Origin of the sequence: Enterococcus sp. AZ048, assembly GCF_051715125.1 — a bacterium.
Lineage (GTDB): Bacteria > Bacillota > Bacilli > Lactobacillales > Enterococcaceae > Enterococcus_A > Enterococcus_A gilvus.
In genome coordinates this window covers 1,202,161-1,222,457 of sequence record NZ_JBIOTD010000001.1, presented here as the reverse complement: position 1 = coordinate 1,222,457, position 20,297 = coordinate 1,202,161, and the positions used below count along the sequence as shown (strand labels likewise).

The 20,297-nt window shown below is 39.6% G+C and carries 17 protein-coding genes; 4 read left to right on the top strand and 13 right to left on the bottom strand.

Annotation, left to right across the window (positions count from 1 at the left end; genetic code table 11):
- Nucleotides 1-82 precede the first annotated feature (82 nt).
- From rpoD to IGI66_RS05995, 3 genes are all read right to left on the bottom strand, one after another.
- Complete coding sequence (rpoD, locus tag IGI66_RS06005; RefSeq protein WP_010780977.1) at nucleotides 83-1,192, bottom strand: RNA polymerase sigma factor RpoD; 1,110 nt, start codon at nucleotides 1,190-1,192, stop codon at nucleotides 83-85.
- Between the two features lie 22 nt (nucleotides 1,193-1,214).
- Nucleotides 1,215-3,035: a DNA primase gene (gene dnaG, locus IGI66_RS06000; RefSeq protein ID WP_086304339.1), complete on the bottom strand. Its 1,821-nt coding sequence runs from the start codon at nucleotides 3,033-3,035 to the stop codon at nucleotides 1,215-1,217.
- A gap of 150 nt (nucleotides 3,036-3,185) precedes the next feature.
- Nucleotides 3,186-3,821, bottom strand: coding sequence for a lysozyme family protein (locus IGI66_RS05995; protein ID WP_438848043.1), 636 nt, complete (start codon nucleotides 3,819-3,821; stop codon nucleotides 3,186-3,188).
- A 184-nt stretch (nucleotides 3,822-4,005) separates the two neighbouring features.
- Here IGI66_RS05995 and IGI66_RS05990 point away from each other — a divergent pair, with 184 nt between their 5' ends.
- The 3 genes from IGI66_RS05990 to IGI66_RS05980 all read left to right on the top strand — a co-directional run bounded on the left by IGI66_RS05990 (nucleotide 4,006) and on the right by IGI66_RS05980 (nucleotide 8,498).
- Nucleotides 4,006-4,728 (top strand): alpha/beta fold hydrolase, encoded by a 723-nt coding sequence (locus IGI66_RS05990; protein ID WP_367377840.1) that lies wholly within the window; start codon nucleotides 4,006-4,008, stop codon nucleotides 4,726-4,728.
- 4 nt (nucleotides 4,729-4,732) lie between these two features.
- Nucleotides 4,733-7,312: a bifunctional lysylphosphatidylglycerol flippase/synthetase MprF gene (mprF, locus tag IGI66_RS05985; RefSeq protein WP_086304341.1), complete on the top strand. Its 2,580-nt coding sequence runs from the start codon at nucleotides 4,733-4,735 to the stop codon at nucleotides 7,310-7,312.
- 448 nt (nucleotides 7,313-7,760) lie between these two features.
- Nucleotides 7,761-8,498: a hypothetical protein gene (locus IGI66_RS05980; RefSeq protein WP_438848041.1), complete on the top strand. Its 738-nt coding sequence runs from the start codon at nucleotides 7,761-7,763 to the stop codon at nucleotides 8,496-8,498.
- A gap of 78 nt (nucleotides 8,499-8,576) precedes the next feature.
- Here the strand turns inward: IGI66_RS05980 and IGI66_RS05975 are convergent, their stop codons facing one another.
- The 9 genes from IGI66_RS05975 to IGI66_RS05935 form a co-directional block, all read right to left on the bottom strand.
- On the bottom strand, nucleotides 8,577-9,557 hold the full coding sequence (locus tag IGI66_RS05975; RefSeq protein ID WP_438848039.1) for a plasmid pRiA4b ORF-3 family protein: 981 nt from the start codon (nucleotides 9,555-9,557) through the stop codon (nucleotides 8,577-8,579).
- A gap of 90 nt (nucleotides 9,558-9,647) precedes the next feature.
- On the bottom strand, nucleotides 9,648-10,808 hold the full coding sequence (gene dnaJ / locus IGI66_RS05970) for a molecular chaperone DnaJ (RefSeq protein ID WP_010780984.1): 1,161 nt from the start codon (nucleotides 10,806-10,808) through the stop codon (nucleotides 9,648-9,650).
- A gap of 149 nt (nucleotides 10,809-10,957) precedes the next feature.
- The gene (gene dnaK / locus IGI66_RS05965; protein WP_010780985.1) at nucleotides 10,958-12,787 is read right to left on the bottom strand and encodes a molecular chaperone DnaK; all 1,830 of its coding nucleotides are present in this window, start codon (nucleotides 12,785-12,787) and stop codon (nucleotides 10,958-10,960) included.
- 57 nt (nucleotides 12,788-12,844) lie between these two features.
- A complete protein-coding gene (grpE, locus tag IGI66_RS05960; RefSeq protein ID WP_010780986.1) occupies nucleotides 12,845-13,381 on the bottom strand; it encodes a nucleotide exchange factor GrpE in 537 nt (178 codons plus the stop codon).
- Nucleotides 13,382-13,414: 33 nt separating this feature from the next.
- Complete coding sequence (gene hrcA, locus IGI66_RS05955) at nucleotides 13,415-14,455, bottom strand: heat-inducible transcriptional repressor HrcA (RefSeq protein ID WP_010780987.1); 1,041 nt, start codon at nucleotides 14,453-14,455, stop codon at nucleotides 13,415-13,417.
- 121 nt (nucleotides 14,456-14,576) lie between these two features.
- Nucleotides 14,577-15,725 (bottom strand): radical SAM family heme chaperone HemW, encoded by a 1,149-nt coding sequence (gene hemW / locus IGI66_RS05950; RefSeq protein ID WP_438848036.1) that lies wholly within the window; start codon nucleotides 15,723-15,725, stop codon nucleotides 14,577-14,579.
- Nucleotides 15,726-15,998: 273 nt separating this feature from the next.
- Nucleotides 15,999-16,883, bottom strand: coding sequence for an LPXTG cell wall anchor domain-containing protein (locus IGI66_RS05945; RefSeq protein ID WP_438848034.1), 885 nt, complete (start codon nucleotides 16,881-16,883; stop codon nucleotides 15,999-16,001).
- 212 nt (nucleotides 16,884-17,095) lie between these two features.
- Nucleotides 17,096-17,989 carry an LCP family protein gene (locus IGI66_RS05940; RefSeq protein ID WP_010781071.1) on the bottom strand — a complete coding sequence of 298 codons (894 nt, stop codon included), beginning with the start codon at nucleotides 17,987-17,989 and terminating at the stop codon, nucleotides 17,096-17,098.
- Between the two features lie 475 nt (nucleotides 17,990-18,464).
- Nucleotides 18,465-18,740 (bottom strand): hypothetical protein, encoded by a 276-nt coding sequence (locus IGI66_RS05935; RefSeq protein WP_438848032.1) that lies wholly within the window; start codon nucleotides 18,738-18,740, stop codon nucleotides 18,465-18,467.
- Between the two features lie 254 nt (nucleotides 18,741-18,994).
- On the opposite strand from IGI66_RS05935, the gene IGI66_RS05930 reads away from it, so the two are divergent.
- On the top strand, nucleotides 18,995-19,675 hold the full coding sequence (locus IGI66_RS05930) for a DUF1003 domain-containing protein (protein WP_438848030.1): 681 nt from the start codon (nucleotides 18,995-18,997) through the stop codon (nucleotides 19,673-19,675).
- An 87-nt stretch (nucleotides 19,676-19,762) separates the two neighbouring features.
- Here the strand turns inward: IGI66_RS05930 and IGI66_RS05925 are convergent, their stop codons facing one another.
- The gene (locus tag IGI66_RS05925; RefSeq protein WP_086304355.1) at nucleotides 19,763-20,296 is read right to left on the bottom strand and encodes a PadR family transcriptional regulator; all 534 of its coding nucleotides are present in this window, start codon (nucleotides 20,294-20,296) and stop codon (nucleotides 19,763-19,765) included.
- Nucleotide 20,297: the final 1 nt, after the last annotated feature.

The following is a 20,297-nucleotide window of genomic DNA, read 5'->3' as shown; positions in this document are numbered from 1 at the left end:
CTAGCGTCTGGCATTACGGCGTAGATTGTCTTATAAAACAGAAAAACTCTGCGAGAAAGGTTCTCGCAGAGTTTAGTAATGACTATTCTAAAAAGTCTTTCAACTGTTTTGAACGTGATGGATGGCGTAACTTACGTAATGCTTTTGCTTCGATTTGTCGAATACGCTCACGTGTAACTCCAAATACGCGTCCAACTTCTTCCAAAGTTCGAGTTCTGCCATCATCTAAGCCAAAACGCAAACGCAATACGTTTTCTTCACGATCAGTCAATGTATCTAATACATCTTCTAATTGTTCTTTTAACATTTCTGATGCCGCATGCTCAGCAGGGCTTGTTGCTTCTTGGTCTTCGATAAAGTCTCCTAAATGCGAGTCATCTTCTTCACCAATCGGCGTTTCTAGAGAAACAGGCTCTTGAGCAATCTTTAGTATTTCGCGAACTTTTTCAGTCGGCAAGTCCATTTCGGCACCGATTTCCTCTGGTGTTGGTTCGCGTCCTAAATCCTGCAACAATTGACGTTGAACACGGATCAATTTATTGATAGTTTCAACCATGTGAACCGGGATACGAATCGTCCGAGCTTGGTCGGCAATCGCGCGAGTGATCGCCTGGCGAATCCACCAAGTAGCATAAGTTGAGAATTTGAATCCTTTACGGTAGTCAAATTTTTCAACAGCCTTCATCAGACCCATATTTCCTTCTTGAATCAAATCAAGAAATTGCATGCCACGACCAACATAACGTTTGGCAATACTTACAACTAAACGTAAGTTAGCTTCCGCTAGACGTTGTTTTGCTTCTTGATCTCCTTGTTCGATCAACAAAGCAAGTTCTACTTCTTCTTCAGCCGTCAATAACGATACACGACCAATTTCTTTCAAATACATACGAACTGGATCGTTAATTTTAACACCTGTTGGGGCTGATAAATCTTCTTTTTGAGCTTCTTTTACTGTTTTTTCGTTTCGTTTCAAACTCGCCTTAGAAGGTTCACCATTTTCATCTACAACGCTGATTCCAGCATCTTCGATTTTTTGAATCAATTCATCCATCGCTTCTGCACCTAACTCGTAAGGAGTCGCCATACGGTTAGTTAGTTCGTCATAAACTACCTGTCCTAGTGGTTTTTTCTCCTTAATGAAGGCTGTTAAAGCTTTTTGGTACTCTTTGTTATTTTTTACATCTGCCATAAAATAAATGCCCCTTTCACTTCTAGGCTTGTTTCAAGCGTTTTGTCAATTCGATAATTTGAATGGTTAGTTCTAGTTCCCGCTGTTGATTTCCGCTTTTCCTGGCCTCAAGCTGCTCTTTTTGTCGTTGTTTTATTTCTTCAGCAATGCCAGATTGAGAAATCACACGCATCAGATCATAAATTTCCCGTTCGTTACTATCTTCTGACATGGATATCATAGAGATGTCGATGGCTAACTGCTTCATCTCGTTCTCTTTCAAATAGTTCAGAAAATCCGCTAAAATAAAATTTCCATGAACCATCATATAACTATCTAAGTAAAGAAGCAATTCTTGATAATGATCATGAATGAATTGGAAATCCGTTTGGACTAGCTGCTCGCGAACTGAACTCTCATTCATACTACGGTATAGCAGCATCCTTTCGGCTTTTTCTTCTTTTGTTACGACTCTCCTAACCGATTGAACGGGTGCTGGAGAAGGAACTGTCTGTTGTTGCCGTCGTTCTGTACGAATCGTTTGCCGAACCATCTGCAATTGCTGCTTCAAACTCTCTCTTGTTAAATGAAAGTCGTTTGCCAACTGGCCTAGATATAAATCTTGTTCGACAGGTGATTGTACTTTTGCTAAATCCTGCATCACGACATCCAAGTAATTCAATCGATCCGCTTCATTCTCTAAGTTTAATCCTTTTTTTCGATAATGCATCTTGAATGCGAAGGGCGTTTGACGACCATGCTGCAATAAATTTTGCAATTCAGTCACACCGTATTTCCGCAAGTACTCATCCGGATCGAGTTTTTCTGGTACAGTGACGACTGAAAGTCCTAGTCTGCTGTGTGCATCTAAAATCGACAAGGCTCGGTCAGTGGCTGCCTGTCCGGGATCATCACCGTCATAACTGATCACTACTTGCCCTGTTATTCGTTCGATGGAGGCAATTTGTTGTTCAGTCAAGCTGGTTCCCATAGAGGCCAAACCAATTTTTATGTCCGCTTGCCAAGCCGCTAAGACATCCATGAACCCCTCGAATAAAATTGCTTCGCCCTGTTTCCGAATTTCATTTCGCGCTTTATCAAAGTTAAAAAGAACTTGACGTTTATTAAATAGTTCCGTTTCAGGGGAGTTTAAATATTTTGGCTGATCGTCCCCGGGATACTCCTCGGTTTTTAGTATCCGACCGGAAAATCCGATCGGCTTTCCGCGGAAATCATTCAATGGAAACATGACTCTTTGATAAAATCGATCACTGAAACTGCCGTCTTCACGTCGAATAAACAGCCCACTGCGTTCCATCAAATCAGCACTCACTTTATCCTGCTGCGCAATTTGTACGAGAAAATCTCTTTGGCTAGGTGCAAAACCGATTTTGAATTCATTGATCAACTCATCGCTTAATCCACGTTCATGGAGATAGCTCAACGCCGTTTCTCCTACTTTTGTGTTCACTAGTAAATGATGATACAAGTCGCGTGTCCGCTCATGCAAGGCAATCAGTTGCTGCTGTCCTGTTGAAGTTTGACTGATCGGTTCATTTGATATTTCAATACCTAACGGAATTTGTTCTAAGTCCGCAACTTTTTTTACAGCTTCCGGAAAACTGATGCCTTCCAGTTCTTGCAAAAAGGTATAAACATTTCCACCTTTACCGCACCCAAAACAATGAAAAATCTGCTTATCTTCTGCAACTGAAAATGATGGAGTCTTCTCTTCGTGAAATGGACAAAGGCCTAGATAATTTTTACCAGACTTTTTCAGCTGAACATATTGACCAATGACTTCGACAATATTTGTTTTTTCACGAACCTCATCAATAACATGTTGGGGAATTCTTTGCGCCAAAAAAACCTCACCCCAATTCCCAAAAATATGATAACAGCCGTAAAAAATCGCCCTAATTCATCTTTCGATCAGCGCGATTTTTTTAGACAAACTTATACGTCTATCATTTTAGCATATTTCTTTATTATTACAAGCTTTCCGCTCATTGTTTTAACTATTTTCAAACCTTTGAAAGAATGTAATGAATCGTTTGTTCATTTGCACAATTTCTGCGTAGAACATGTTTCCGCCATTTTGATATAAATAACCTCCATTGTACATTATCGACTGCATTTGCATGTAACGATACGTGTGTTGTTGGTCATTGCCATACCCCGGTGAAAGAACATCTCGCGAGTATTCTTCTGCAAGTTCAACGCTATTTTTCCCACCACGCTCTTTCACGAATTGAATGTATTTTGTTCCGAAATTGTACGCTTGAATCGCCGTATCCAAATCACAACCAGCCGCTTTTGCCTGTTGATAGCTTTCGGCAAAGTGTTTCACGCCGCTTTCGATACTTTCTTGCTGGCTCAAAATCTTTCCTCGGCTCCCATAGGCACTTTCAGAACTTTGCATCAAATCGGTTCCTTTTCCTTTAGATTCCGTGTACATGATTCCCAAAATAACATCCGTGTAGTTCCCTACACCTGTTTGATCAGCTAGAAGCTGCACATCTTCTCGATGGCTATTGATTGTCTTTGTTGTCGTATATGTTCGAAATGCAAATAGTCCAGCTATTGCAAGAGTAACAAGAATCGCAAATGTAAGAATTACTTTTAAAATTTTTCCAATTAATTTCAACATAAAATCTGCCCAACCATCTTCTTTTTTCTCTACTACATACTACAAGAGTCGGCTGAACTTTTGAAAGTCTTAATGGATAGTTTTATATTTAATTAATTATTCTGAAGTTTTCATTATGTCTGACAATTAAATTAATGTGCAAGAATTAAAAAAATCGGTATACTTGGTACTGGTAGGTGATGTTGTGAAGAATGAGAAAAAAATTGCTCACATGAGTGATGATACTGAAATTTATTATGAAAAATATGGCGAAGGTCCCGCACTTTTTCTACTGCATGGCAACGGCGGCAGCGGAAGGTATTTTTCTAAGCAATTAAATAGTTTCAGTAAACATTTCAATGTTTATGTTGTAGACAGCCGCGGCCATGGGCGCTCAACAAATACCCAAAAAGAAACAAGTTTTCATTTGATGGCAAACGATCTTGCTGAGATCATGGATCAGGAGGATCTGGACCACGCGGATTTCTTAGGTTTCAGTGATGGTGCAAATTTGGCGATGGTCTTTGCACGATTGTACCCGGAAAAAGTTGATCATCTAATTTTGAACGCAGGCAACACCGTACCCAGCGGCGTAAGGGCGATTCCTCATCTATTGAGCTATATTCAATACGCCATTGTTTGGATCGGTGCCTTTGTCGATTCTGGCATGCGGAATTTTTTGCCGATCTTGCGTTTGCTTTTCCGTGATATTGGGTTAACCACTGAAGACTTAAATCAAATCCAAGCTCCTACGTTGGTCATCGTTGGGAAGCACGATTCTATTAAAACACAGCATTCTATGTATATTGCTCGTTCGATTCCAAATGCAAGTTTTGCGATCGTCTCTGGGCAAGGACATATGTTTGCGCGCAGGAATCCGGGGCGATTTAATCAGGAAGTCTTACAATTTCTAATTGAAAAGGAGTGATTTGGTGGAAAAGTTAGTAGAATGGTTTAAAACACATTTAAGTAAATTTAAAATGATCTTTTTAATTTCAGTTATTATTATTGTCCTATTCGAATTATCAAATATCGCAAAAACAATTTCGTTTGACCAGCTCTCAACCATTTTCAGCAATATCAGCATATGGAATATTCTATTAATGGCTGTGATCGGGCTTGTCTCTGTGACACCCATGATCGGTTATGATTTTACTTTGAATAACATTTTGGAGCAGAAGCCGAAAAAGCTGTACATTTTTGAAACCAGTTGGCTCGTCAACACATTAAATAACATCGCGGGATTTGGTGGATTCGTTAGCGCGGGTCTTCGTTCAGAGTTCTATGGCAAACAGACCTCTGGAAAAAAAGTGGTTCAAGCGTTATCGAAAATTTTAGTCTTTACCATGTCCGGTTTATCGATCTATGCGCTGATCTCCTTCTTCTTGGTTATGTTTGATGATCATAATCAATACTTGCGTCAATATTGGATCTGGCTTATCGGCGGCGGATTATACTTCCCGATTGTTTTTTGCCTAAGTATTTTCGGAAAGGGAGAATATCTGGGGGATTTAAAAAGTTCTCACCGACTTGAGTTGATCGGAACTTCCTTCCTTGAATGGACCGGTGTATTAATCAGCTTCCTTTCAACAGGGTTCCTAATGGGGATTCAGGTTAGTATTCGTGATGTGGTACCGTTATTTATCGCTGCGACGGTAATCGGAATTGCTTCCATGATTCCAGGAGAATTGGGTAGTTTTGACTTAATGATGATCATTGGATTGTCTGCTTTAGGAACACCCAGAGAAACCGTCGTTGCATGGTTGTTGCTCTTCCGACTATTTTATTACTTGGTTCCTTTTGCCATTGGACTTATTTTATTTTTCAAAAACCTTGGGACTACGATCAATACACGCTACAAAGGAATTCCTGTTGGTCTATTACGAGAGCTGGCTCATAAGCTTGAAAGTTTCCTGCTTTACTTCACAGGGATCATGCTTGTTTTATCAGCAACTATTCCTGAAGCCTTTATAAGGCTGCCCTTTCTTCAAAAGCTTAATCCGATACACTCTCGAGTAATCGTTGTTTTTCCAGCAATTTTATTAGGATTCTTATTGATCGTTTCTGGTCGAGGAATTTCTGCACGGGTAAAACGTGCCTACTTCCCTACCATTATTATCGTGACATTGACCTTCTTGTATTCACTACTTGCAGGATTTCGTTTTTCTACCGGCTTCTTCCTTGCACTAGTTTTATTAGTTGTTATTTTTTCTAAGAATGAATTGTTCAGGGAGCAGCTTGTTTATTCTGCGGAGTGGATGACCATTGATGGCCTTATTATGGGTGGACTCACCTTCTTGTACATCATCATCGGTGTCTATAACAGTCCTAAAATCCATCATCGCCATCGTCTACCGGAATTTTTCCTATTCCCTAGTGAACAAATTTGGGTCGTAGGATTTGTGGCGATTTTGATTGTAGCGTTCATTATACTTTTATTGATTCGTTTCCTAAAAAATAAGCGCACGCAAATCGGCGAACCCTTAGATGAAGCACGTGTCCAGCATATTTTAGAAACCTACGGAGGCAATCCAGATAGTCAATTGGTCTTTTTAAAAGACAAAAAAGTTTTTTATTACAATGATGGCGAAGAGGATACTGTCTTCTTCCAATTATCGACTTTTAATAACAAAATTTTAGTCATGGGTGATCCTTCCGGAAAAAATGAGGATTTTGTTGCTGCGACAGAGGCCTTGATAAACGAGGTTGATCGGTTCAATTACTTACCTGTTTTTTATGAGAATAGCGAAGAGATGGTCATGATCCTTCACGAGTTTGGCTATGATTTTATTAAGTTCGGTGAGCGAGCACATGTTCATTTACCTGATTTTACTTTGAGCGGAAAGAAGATGAAGGGACAGCGCTCTGGTTTCAATAAGGTTCTTAAAGAGGGGTATCAATTTGATGTCCTTACTCCCCCGTTTTCGGATGAAACAATGAAGACGTTGCGGGCAATCTCCGATGAATGGCTCAATGGTCGTAAAGAAAAAGGATTCTCTTTAGGCTTCTTCTCAGAAGACTATTTGCAACGTGCCCCAATCGCGGTCATAAAAAATAGCGATGAAGAAATCGTAGCCTTTGCGAATTTTATGCCGACCTATACAGATTCTATCGGGACCATCGACTTAATGAGACACAGCCCTGAGAAAGCACCTGGCGGAACGATGGATTTTCTCTTTATCAATTTATTTCAATATATGCGTGATGAAATGGGGATCGAGTATTTTGATTTAGGCATGGCACCTTTAGCAAATGTCGGTACTTCTCGTAAAAGCTTCACGCAAGAACGGATCGCTTATTTAGTCTATAATTTCGGTTCGCGCTTCTATTCATTCGGCGGACTTAAAGAATACAAAGATAAATATGCGAACGAATGGATTCCAGAATATGTATTGTATTCACGTGATAGCTGGATCGGCTACGTAATGATTGCTCTACTAATTACGGATAATGCGCCTGTGCAAGAGGATAAAAAATATCGCGGATTCCGACGTTTTACTTTTAGAGATTAGCAGCTTCGATTTTGAAGTTGCTTTTTTTGTCTTGACAACTCGTAAGTTTGTGTCTAGAATAAGCAACAACATAGACGAAATCAGTTTGGAGTGTTTAGAATGACTCAATTAATCTCTGCACAACTGAATACTTTTTACTTTAGCTATTTTAGATGAGTTTGTATTCCTATTCGTGGATACAGACACCTACGTTTGTATCTATGATGGCTAAGGCATTTTACGCTGACTTATTGCCGCATAGATGAAAATCTATAGTGGCTTTTATTTTAGTACCGTTAACGCTCACTGTAGATTTTTATATCTGCAGTGAGCGTTTTTTCTTTAGCAAAGTAATAGAATGGCACCACGAGGACCAAATGTTTCTTATTGAACGAATGGACAACATGAAGAAAAAAATCGTTTATCGCAACGAATCGAGAGTAAGAAGAAAAACTTAGGAGGAAATTTTATGAATAATGTACCGAAAATCATGGTTAAATCAGAAGGTATAGCTGCAATCGGCAGTTACGCTGCTTCGTTGTGGTCAACTAGAAAAATCGTCTTATTAAGTGACAAAAAATCATTTGATGCGGAAGGTGCAAAAGTTCTTCAATACTTGACCATTATGGGGTTTGATGTGCAAACACTTGTATTGAACGAACCGCTGTACACTACCGCTATCGCAAATCTAGTATATCAATTTTTATCTGATCAAAAGATAACGAAAGAAAATGGAATTGTCGGATTAGGGGATGAATTTCTTTGCCAGTTGAGCGGTTATGTAGCAGAAAATTATCTTGGTGGTCTGCCGCTTATTCAGATTCCAACTACTTTACGCGGACAGCTCAGTCTCTGTACTGATAACTATGTGCATTTGCTGAATCTTGAAGCGAGAACGTTCCACTCTCTGCAATCAAAACCAGAAGGTATTTTGATTGATACGAACATGATCGATGCCTCTTCTAAGAACAGCTTGAAAGTGGCGCAGGAATTTCTGCTTGCGAAAGGATTCCCGCAGAGCCATATGTGCCAACACGAATTATGTAAAAAAAGACGCATCGAAGGACATCAAATAGACTATACAACTTTCTTTTCAGAATTAGCAGATAAAAATTTAATACCCAATCGCCTAACTACCCATGACATCCGAACATCTATTTTACGGGGCACCCATAAAAAATGGCTATCACTGATGAAAAGAAGATAAAAAAGGTGTTCCCCAAATACTGAATCATTTGGGGAACACCTAACTATTCTTTCACAGTGAAAACACGTTAAAGGGAACTTATCTCTTCTTTTTCAATTCTTTATTGATGTCGGCTATGTCAAAGGCCTTCCAGCTTTCATTTCCCCGTGAGTCCTCAGCTGGCGTCTCCCCTTTTGCCTTCATACATATTGCATACTCAACGGGAGCCTCCTCAAGGATCTTTTCAATAACCAGCTGGTGTTGCCAATCGCAACCAAAATCATAAAGATAACTGATTGTTTTCTTATTTTTAAAATCTTCATCGATCAATCGCTGCTCTTCCGCAAATTGCACCATCTCTAAATCACTAGGACCAATCATTATTTTCTTGTCTACAAAAAAGCTATGCAAATGACAATCTTCCCAACCAAATGCAATCTGCAAAATCTCATGTAACTGCTCATAAGAAATGCTCGCAGGAATTTTTAAGCGCCGCCAGATTCGAGGTCGATACCCTTTGAGATCTACACGTACGACATAACTAGTTTGTGTTTTAACAGCAGCACTTTGTCTGGGAAACTCTAAGATATTGTTCGGAACTTCTTTTTTTACCGTTTCATCTAAATTATAATTATCTAAATTGTAAGGCTCTTCCATATCGAAATTTCCTTCACGCCATTGATCCATGACTGCCAATTTGTTTTTTGACCAATAGTTAGGGTTGCTCATACGAGATAGAAACGCCGTTTTATTGAGATAAATAACGTATTGCATTTCTTTACATTCTTCTTTGGTAATAATTCTTTCATTATACAATGCGTAATAAAGGTCCAGCAGCATTTGATAAGCATAAAAATTTTCATCGATATATAGCGGCATATGGTTCGGCAAATGATGGATCAAAGCTTCTTTAACGAGTTCTTCATCTAGCAATTTCCCACTGAGCCTTCCTTTATCAACAAAGTTTAAAAAGAATTCTACTGTGCGAATAAGACCGTCCGGTTCAGCAAGTCCTCCAGCAATAAAATAGTACACCATATCTTTGGTCATTCGATCAAACAGCTTGTCCAATTTATCCATGCGAACCTCCCTTAAACACATTTTCTCTTTTCATTAAGGATAAAAGAAAAAAGAGGCCTAATCAATACTGAATTGATTAAGCCTCTAAACTTATTTTTTTCCACCAAAGGCATCTTTCACTTTGCCAAAGAAACCTTCTTCTTTTTGTTCGCTTACTGTTTGCCCGCCTGCTTCAGCAAATGCACGTAGCGCATCACGCTGCTTCTCATTCAAGTTTTTAGGTGTAATGATTTTCACCGTTACTTGTTGATCGCCATTCGTATTTCCACGAAGTCTCGGAGCGCCTTTTCCGCGGAGTCTAAATTTAGCACCTGTTTGTGTGCCCGCAGGTACTTTCAATTTAACATCTCCATGAACGGTAGGGACATTGACTTCATCCCCTAGAGCCGCTTGGACAAAACTCAACGGCAAGGTGTAGTAAATTTCTCCGCCATCACGGTCGAAGATGTCACTTTGTTTCACTTTAAAGACAACATACAAATCTCCGTATGGTCCACCGTTTACTCCAGCTTCGCCTTGATCCGCTAATCGCATTTGTTGGCCGTCTTCCACACCAGCAGGTACTTTCACCTTGACTGTATGAGGGCGCTTCTCATGACCGGAACCATGACACGTTGGACAAGGATCTTTGATTTCTTTCCCTGTTCCATGACACACATCACATGTTTGACGGCTCATTACACGTCCAAGTGGTGTTTGGTGTTCAACGTTAATTGAACCAGAACCATGACATTTATGACAAACTTCTGGTTGCGTGCCAGGTTTTGCCCCATTTCCGTGACACGTATGACACGTTTCTTCACGGTTGTATTTAATGTCTTTTTCTACACCGAAAATAGCTTCTTCGAATTCAAGGTTGATTGAGTATTGTAAATCTGCCCCTTGTCTTGGTGCTTTAGGATCTGCTTGACGTCCACCGCCACCACCAAAGAAAGATTCAAAAATATCCTCAAACCCAAAGCCGCCTGCTCCTCCGAAACCACCAGCACCGCCAAAACCGCCTGCTCCTCCAGCTCCAAAATTCGGATCTGTTCCCGCATGGCCGTATTGATCGTATGCCGCACGTTTTTGCGGATCGCTTAAAATCTCATAAGCTTCAGAAATCTCTTTAAACTTTTCCTCAGCATCGGCTTCTTTATTGATATCCGGATGGTATTGCTTGGAAAGCTTACGATATGCTTTTTTTATTTCATCATCCGAAGCACCTTTTTGTACCCCAAGGACTTCGTAATAATCCCGTTTTGTAGCCATTGGCTTCCCTCCATAATTTCATAGAATCGTTAGTATTGTATCACACTAAAAATCGATACGATACGTTTCTTAACGTTTTTCTAACGGACTTGCCAATCTTGAAAGAAAAAAGGCCAAAGCGATGACTTTGGCCTTTATCAACGAATCAATTATTTGTCGTCATCGTTAACTTCTTCAAAATCAGCATCTACGACATCATCCGCGCCGCCTTGAGCTGCGTTTGGATCAGCATCTGCTTGTTGTTGTGCCGCTTGTTCGTAAAGTTTAACTGTTAAGTTTTGTACGATTTCGTTCAATGCATCGCGTTTTTCTTTCATCAATTCGATGTCATTTGCTTCAACGGCAGCTTTTAGTTCATCGCGCGCGTCTTCTGCTTTTTTCACTTCGTCTGCATCTACTTTGCCTTCTAATTCTTTCAATGTTTTATCAACAGAGAATAGTAAAGCATCTACATCATTACGTAGGTCCACTTCTTCTTTACGAGCTTTATCAGCATCCGCATTTGCTTCTGCGTCTTTCACCATACGATCGATTTCATCGTCAGACAAACCTGATGAAGATTTGATCGTGATTTTTTGTTCTTTTTGTGTTCCTAGGTCTTTCGCAGAAACGTTTACGATACCGTTTTTGTCAATATCAAACGTTACTTCGATTTGAGGAATTCCGCGAGGTGCAGCTGGAATATCTGTCAATTGGAAACGACCTAATGTTTTGTTATCAGCAGCCATTGGACGTTCACCTTGCAAGACATGGATGTCTACTGCAGGTTGATTGTCAGCAGCTGTTGAGAATACTTGTGATTTACTTGTTGGGATCGTCGTATTGCGGTCGATCAATTTCGTGAACACGCCGCCCATTGTTTCGATACCCAATGATAATGGTGTTACGTCAAGTAATACGACATCTTTCACATCACCAGTGATGACCCCACCTTGGATCGCAGCACCCATTGCTACTACTTCATCTGGGTTAACTGATTTGTTTGGTTCTTTACCTGTTTCTTTACGAACAGCTTCTACAACTGCTGGAATACGAGTTGAACCACCGACTAAGATAACTTCGTCGACTTCTGATTGAGAAAGACCAGCATCTTTTAAGGCTTGACGAACAGGTGCTTTCGTACGTTCAACTAGATCAGCCGTAATTTCATCAAATTTTGCACGAGAAAGTGTTGTTTCTAAGTGCAACGGACCAGCATCGCCGGCTGTGATAAACGGTAAGCTGATTTGTGTTGAGCTGACACCTGATAAATCTTTTTTCGCTTTTTCAGCAGCATCTTTCAAACGTTGCATAGCCATTTTGTCTTTAGATAGATCAATGCCGTTTGCTTGTTTGAAATCAGCAACTAAGTAATCGATGATCTTGTTATCAAAGTCATCCCCACCAAGAGCGTTGTCTCCTGCTGTAGATAATACGTCAAAGACACCGTCGCCCAATTCAAGGATTGATACGTCGAACGTACCACCACCAAGGTCAAATACTAAGATTTTTTCATCTTTGTCTGTTTTGTCCAAACCGTAAGCCAATGCTGCAGCAGTTGGTTCATTCACGATACGTTCAACTTCTAAACCAGCAATTTTACCAGCGTCTTTTGTTGCTTGACGTTGAGAGTCATTGAAGTAAGCAGGAACTGTGATAACGGCTTTTTCAACCTTTTCGCCTAGGTAATCTTCTGCAAATCCTTTGATATATTGCAATACCATTGCAGAGATTTCTTGCGGAGTATATGATTTTCCGTCTGCTTCTACTTTGTATCCAGCTTCACCCATATGGCGTTTGATTGATGAAATTGTATCTGGGTTTGTAACTGCTTGACGTTTTGCGACTTCACCTACTTGGATCTCCCCATTTTTGAATGAGACAACAGATGGTGTTGTGCGGTTTCCTTCTGGATTTGTAATGATTTTAGCTTCTCCGCCTTCTAAAACAGCTACTGCGGAGTTTGTTGTACCTAAGTCAATACCGATAATTTTACTCATAATTGAAAATCTCCTTTTCATTTATCTTTTAAATTTACTAATTAATAGTAGAATACTTTATTGAGCGACAACGACCATTGCGGGACGCAATACTCGGTCGTGTAGTTGATACCCTTTTTGTAAAACATTGACGATCGTTTCGGGTGCTACGTCGTCTTCTGCTGGAACTGTTTGAACCGCTTGATGAAGATTCGGGTCGAAGGTTTCACCTTCAGCTTTGATCTCTGTGATCCCCTCTTCTTTCAATGCAACGGTCAAACTCTCAAGTACCATTTCTACCCCTTTTTTCAGGCTGGCACTTTGATCATCTGTCACTTCCGTTGCTAAGGCTCTCTCCAAATTGTCGATCGCTGGTAATAATTTTTTTCCAAGATCCTGCGAACGGTAACGGATTAACTGTTCCCGCTCATTTTTGTTACGGTTAGACATATTTGCAATCTCAGCACGAGCTCGCAAGAATTTATCTTCCATTTCACTGAACTTGTTTGTTAAGTCTTCTACTTCAGAAACTTCTGGGATATCGATTTCTTCAGTTTCCATTGTTTCTTCCGCTTCAACTTCTTCTTCAACTTCATGTTTCTTTTCTTTTGCCACTACGCGTACTTCCTTTCTTTTTAGGAATCGTTTCTAGTGATATAAATCCAAAGAACGATAATAATCATCCAATGCATTTGTCAACTCGTATCGGAATACATCCAATAATCCGAAGATTTTTGAATACGGCATCGAGGTCGGGCCTAACAATGCGATCGTTCCTCGGCCATGCCCGCGAATTTCATAATTTGCTTGGATCATACTTAAATGATCAAACAAATCATTGCCTAACTCCGTACCGATCCGTACATGGATATTGTCATCTGAGGGAAGCAATAATTGTGTCAATTCATCCGAATTCTGCATCAGTGAATACATTGACTTTACATGATCGAAGTCCTGATCGGGATTGAAATTTAAAATATTCATTCGCCCACTAACAAAGACTTTATCTTCAAACGCCTCATTTAAAATCACATCGAACAAATGTCTGATGCCATCAGTGGTTTGAAAATAGCGATGTAAAATCATTGGAATCTCTGTTCGCAATTTCTGATAGACACTCATTAAAGGCTGTCCCACTAAACGATCATTGATGATTCGAACCATCTTCTCCAAGTCCTGACTGTCAACATTCTCAGGAATACGAAAAACTTGGCTTTCAACGTTCCCTTTGTCAGTAACGATGATTGCTAAAATTTGGCGATCATTCAATGGAACGATCCTAAATCCTGTTAACGTCCGATCTTTCATTTCAGGGCCGAGTGAAAATGCCGTATAGCTGGTAACCTGCGAAAGTATTCTTGCGGATTGTTGAATAATATCATCGATCTCATGAATATCTTTCTTTAACGAACTGCGAATTTGATCTGCTTCTTGATTACTCACCTTTATCGGCGTTAGTAGATGATCCACATAATAGCGATACCCCAGAGCTGAAGGAATCCTTCCTGATGAGGAATGAGTCTTTTCTAACAAGCCTAATTCTTCTAAGGTCTTCATGTCGTTACGGATAGTCGCGGAACTTGCTTTTACGCCTTCTTCCATTAAACTTTTCGACCCAACTGGTTGTCCCGTATGGGTAAAGTTTTGGATGATCAAGCTGAGAATCAGTTTTTGTCTTTCCGTTAACATTCATCTCATCCTTTAGTTAGCACTCTTTCTTTTTAAGTGCTAACTCGATTATTAATATACCACATCTCCTATAGAAGTCAAGTGAAAAAAACAAAAAATTAGCACTCTGCAACAGAGAGTGCTAATCGTTTTTATTCAATAAAAATTCTTCAAAAACATCGTTGCCTCTAAACAATCCTGCCTTGGTCAGATGGATGCTGGTATCGGTCTCTGTAATGAGCTTTTGCTGCTTTAATTTTTCAAGCACGTCACCATAAACATCCGTTATTGACTGCTTAAAACGGGCTTTAAAAACCGCCTTTTCAACTCCTAAAATTTTTCTTAAGCCCAAGAACATTTCTTCTTCAATTTGCTCTCGTTCAGATAAGTGTTCTTCTTCAAGAATTGGAAGACGATCGTCATTCAAAGACTTCAGATAATGTTGAATCGGCCCGCGATTTTTATAGCGTCGATTTTCTAAGTAGCCGCTCGCGCCTGCCCCGATCCCAAAGTAATTTTGATTATTCCAGTAAACTAAATTATGCTTACTCTCAAATCCTGGCTTAGCAAAATTACTGATCTCATATTGCATTCGTCCAGCTTTCTCCATTGCTTCAATTGTTTCAGCATACATTTGGGCCTCTACTTCTTGTTCAGGCAAATGCATTTTTCCACGTCGCACCCAATTCATGAACATCGTTTGATTTTCTAAAATCAGGGAATAAAGTGCGTAATGCGGCAGATCTAAAGCCAAAGCCCGCTCCACGGTATCGCGGAAACTTTCTAAACTTTGACCTGGCAACGCATAAATCAAATCAATCGTTACATTTCTAAAATCCTTTTTTTCTAAAAGTTGAATAGTATCGTACACGTCTTGCGCATTATGCTTACGGCCAATTTTTTTAAGTAACCGATCATCAAACGTTTGGACGCCCATAGATATCCGATTGACGCCAAAATTACGCATCACATCTAATTTCTCTGCGGACAAATCCCCTGGATTGGCTTCCACAGTGAATTCTCCGTTCTCATAAGGAAGGATTTCTCTTAATCCACCGAATAGCCGGTCCAACTGTGCGGCATTCAAAGACGTTGGGGTTCCTCCGCCAATATAGAGTGTCTCCATCTTTTCGATCGGATGTTCACTCAGTGAAAGACGGGCTTCTTTCAATAAAGCTTCTATGTATTCATCTACCGGCTGACCTTCAAGAAAAACTTTGTTGAAGTCACAGTAGTAGCAAATGTGTTCGCAAAATGGAATGTGGATATATGCGGATGTAGAGTGTGTCATTATGTCCCTCTTTCTGCTTTTAGTAACACAGGTATTTTACCACAATTGACAGTATTTGAAGCATTTGACTCATTACTAAAGACAGTCATAGAAAAAATTTTAACGACTATCTCCTACCTATGAGCTTCAACACTAAAAAACGTCGCTTTCATATAAAAAGCCAAAAGCCTTAAAACTTTACATATTGAAAGTTTGAAGGCTTCTGACTTTACATTTGTTAAGTATTTTTCGGAATGACTTTACATTCGGTCGTTCCTTTAAAATCCGATATGATCACTGTCTGCGACGGATAACATACCATCCGAAAGTGCTGCTACTAGCCAGTCCGATTCCCACTAAAGAAAGAAGAACATTCGGTTGATCATTTGTCCTAGGGTATTCTTTTTGTTGTATCGGCTGCTTTTCCTTTGCGGCAGTACTCGTGGCTGCTTGTGCAGTTGACGCTGTAGAAGGAGCGATGGCCTTTGTATTAGCAGCAGAAAGATCGTTTTCGGCAGAATCAATGATCGATTTTATTCGATCGACGGAGTCTTTCACATCTTTCGTACGATTTTTTGCATCAGAAATGGTTGCTTGTGCTTGGTTCGCACCTTCTGTCAACTGTCCCTTCTGTTCTTGCGCACCATTTTTTACCGCTGCACTATTCTTTTCAATAGCTGCTCGATCCGCATCTAATTGTTGTTGTAATTTCTCAGCATCCGCAACTTTTTGCTGCCATTCTGCCCTCGCCTGATCTAAGCGTTTTTGGGCTTGCGACCATTGATTCTCAATGTTTCCATGGTCCTTTTGTATTTGATCATTTACTTCCTTCACATGTTTTTGAACATCGGCATGGTGTTGATCGAGTTGATCTTGGAGGTTTTCAAAATCAGTGTGATTCTCTTGATGTCGTTTTCCAGCCCGTTGCTGAGCATCAGCGAGATCCTGAGCGATCTGCTTTTGCCGCGCCTCAAATTGCTGTTGGGCTGCCTTTATCGCTTCTTCGATGGCTGCTTGGTTCTTTGCCAAATCCTCAGTAGACGGAGTACTTGTTGTCTCTGTCGTGTCCCTTGCAGTGTGTTGCTCTGACCCCATCGCATCGGCGAAAACAGCGCCATTAAATAGAAGCAACCCTGCGGCAACACCTGCAAAAGAAACGATCCGTGTAACGTGATTCATAGTTTACTCATTCCTCTCGAGAACCATTATAAACACTGTTATTGAAAAGTGTGAATAAACAAATCTTAGATTTTGTCTAAAAAACGAAATTTCATGATACTCAACTTGGACTATTTGAACCAATCTTCTCAAATTTTTTCCAGTTACATTCATACGCAAAAAAAACCAACAGCATGACCGTTGGTTTTAAAATTCTTACTATATAATATACTTTATTCAGTCAAAAACTTTTTGATAGCTTTTGCATTTGCTTCCGTATCCAGCTCTAAAACACTGCCACTTGGAGTATCATTATTGAATTCCCAAGATTTGTCAATCGGGACAGCCAGTGTCTCAACCTTTTCCGTATTTCCTAATGCAAAATCTTTTCCCACACTAAGAATGGTACTTTCAGGTAAATTCGTATCGACATAACCTAGCAGCTTCCCTGTGGTTTTCGGCAGCTTACTTAACGAAGTAACATCAGTCACCTGTTGAGAAATTGCGGAAATCACTTGCTGCTGTCTGCGGATTCGACCAAAATCGCTTTCCTCATCCTCGCGAAAACGGGAGTATTGCAACAGTGTATTGCCATCCATTTTTTGCTTGCCTGCTTTAATGAATACTTGGTCTAAATCCAAATCTTTCTCTGCGTCAATCGTTACACCCTTTGGAAAAAGACTATCAATCGCTTCTTTAAAATGATCGAAATCAATCGTGACGTAGTACTCGATCGGCATATCGAAATTTTCTTTCAGCGTTTTTCGAACTAGCTCAATGCCGCCGTAGGAATAAGCCGCATTTATCTTATCTTTCCCATGACCAGGTATATCGACATAGCTGTCTCGCATGATGGATACGAGCTTTGGTTGTTGCTTCTTCTGATCATAATGGGCGATCATTAAGGAATCCGACCGTCCGCGATCTTCCCCACGCGAGTCAGTTCCTATGATCAAGATATTCAAATCATTCTGGTCCGGTGCCTCTTCCCCATTAAAATGAATGTTATCCTTTGCTTGATGATGCTTTGTTGATTCATATCCCTGAACAAAGGAAAAAATGAGGTAACACTCAAAAATCAATAAAACACCTAAAACACCTAATAAGACACGTTTGAATACTTTCATAGAAACAGCCTCTCTTCACCATAAAAAATCAATCTTTCCTCTTACAAAAAGTCATAGAGGTTCGTTGATTTCTATCTATTGTTCTATCATTCACTCAGTGTAAACTAAAAATGATTTTGTTGCCATAATTTCTACTATTTTAAGAATTTTTGAAGAAACCTGTAGACTTCATAGCCCTTTCACATTCTTTCAATTTATACAATTGACTTAACAAATAGAAAGCGATTATCATTTTTTCTTTTCAAATGTAAAGTATTTATCGCTATTTCTTTTCATTTGAAAAGTGATTTAAACTATTTGTAGGTTCCTCATAGACATCGCCTGCTCGTTTTTACGGTGTCCTGATTCCTGTAGGAAGTAGAATACTTTTACATTTAGATAACTAAAAAAAGGACTACTCACTTAGTCCCTTTACTCATTTTGTTAATTCGGCGTTGGTCCGAATATGTTCGATCGATTATTTTAAAAAAAGAACTCATAAATAGATACTGCTGGCTTCTTCAAAATACTGTTTCTTTCTTTCTGGTCGAAAGATGAGTACTATTCCTTTCGAATCTGCTGACAGCACCATCTCTGTTCCGTCAACGGCACTTCCGTATTTTAAGGCATACTCATACAGCTCGCTCGCACCCCAACCCTTTGCCGCAAGCGTGACCAGCTCTAAACAGAGTGTATTCACTTTTCCTTCAACTTCCGCTGTCGCATACACCATTATGGGTGCAAAGCAACAGATATTTTTCAAGTGATCCATTACAATCACCCCTCTTTCAGTATAACAAAAAGAGAATGCTTATAAGATAAGATTACCAACCAACAACTTAAAAAAAAGAAAAGAAAATTCACGAGACGTATCTTCTCTGTGTTTTCTTAGGATTCTTTTTGTTTATAATTCTTGTTTTTTTGATCCTACATCCTAATTGATTGGTCAGTCAAAAGTTTCTCAAGCATCTATCACTCAATAACGTGTGACTCGTGCTATGATTTTAAAAAAAGCAGGTGATTCTTATGACTGACAATCCATCCGATCAACACTATAAGATTTCCGAGCTGGAAAAGGAACTTCAAACGTTTATTCTCAAGAAGGAGCCCACTCTGACCTCGCAAACATCGATTTCTTATTTAAGCTTATTGAACTATCGTTTTCAATCCCTTAATGAACAATTAAAAAATGAGGTCTCCACTTCAAAACAACTTGACCATGAGTTGAAACATAAAATCCGGACGCAGCAAGTACACATCAAAAATGTTAATGACGCCTTAAAAACAAAGGAAACTTTCGGGCAAAGAGTCGCGGATGGCATCGCAAAATTTGGCGGAAGCTGGACATTTATTATTCTTTTCATCGTTGTTCTAGCAGCTTGGATCGCGCTAAACACACTTCCTCTGTTTTTTGAACCTTTTGACAAGTTTCCTTATATTTTATTGAACTTAGCCTTATCTTGTCTGGCAGCTATTCAAGCGCCAATCATCTTAATGAGCCAAAATCGACAAACTGACCGTGATCGAGTAGAAGCAGACAATGATTATGAAGTAAATGTTAAATCTGAAGTGGAGATTCACCTTCTCCATGAAAAAATCGATTATTTAATGGCATCGAAATGGCAGCATCTTATTGAATTACAGCAACTGCAAATTGAACTTTTGCAAGAAATCACTCAACAAAATCAACAGACGCGTGAAATGTAGTCACAAATAAAGTAAGACAATTAACTAAACAGCCGAACAACTATCCTTCTGTCAAAGACGTTAGGAAATAGGTGTTCGGCTGTTTGATTATTCTGATGGTTCCTTTAGAGAATCAACCAGTTGTTCCTGAAACCATTCTAGATTGACTTCGTGGTGACGCTTAGAGTTTTCCATCATTTTAGCAAAATTAGAATGCAATTGCTTCGAAGAACTTAGGGCGTCGTCGATTAAACGAATTTTTTCTTTTGTTTGCTGAATTTGTGTTTGCAGCAATTGTTGGATCTCGTCGGGTCGACGTTGGTTCGCAAAAAGCATGGACGTATAAAAGGGAAACGTGATTGGTTCACTTTTACTCCCGTATTTATAAAATAGTCGCTTGAATTCATTCTTACCTAATTCTGTCAGCACATATCGATTCTTTTCTTTTTCTTCAGGGCGTTCCGTAGACTGCACTTTTTCGATCATTCGTTTCTCTTCAAGTTGTTGGATATTATAATAGAAGGAACCTTTTGTAAATCGAACAAAGTATTGAAAATAATTGGCCTTCATCTCAGCCAATAATTCATAGCCATAAGATTCCGGCATTTCTTGCAACAGTCCTAAAATCAACAGTGGTATCATT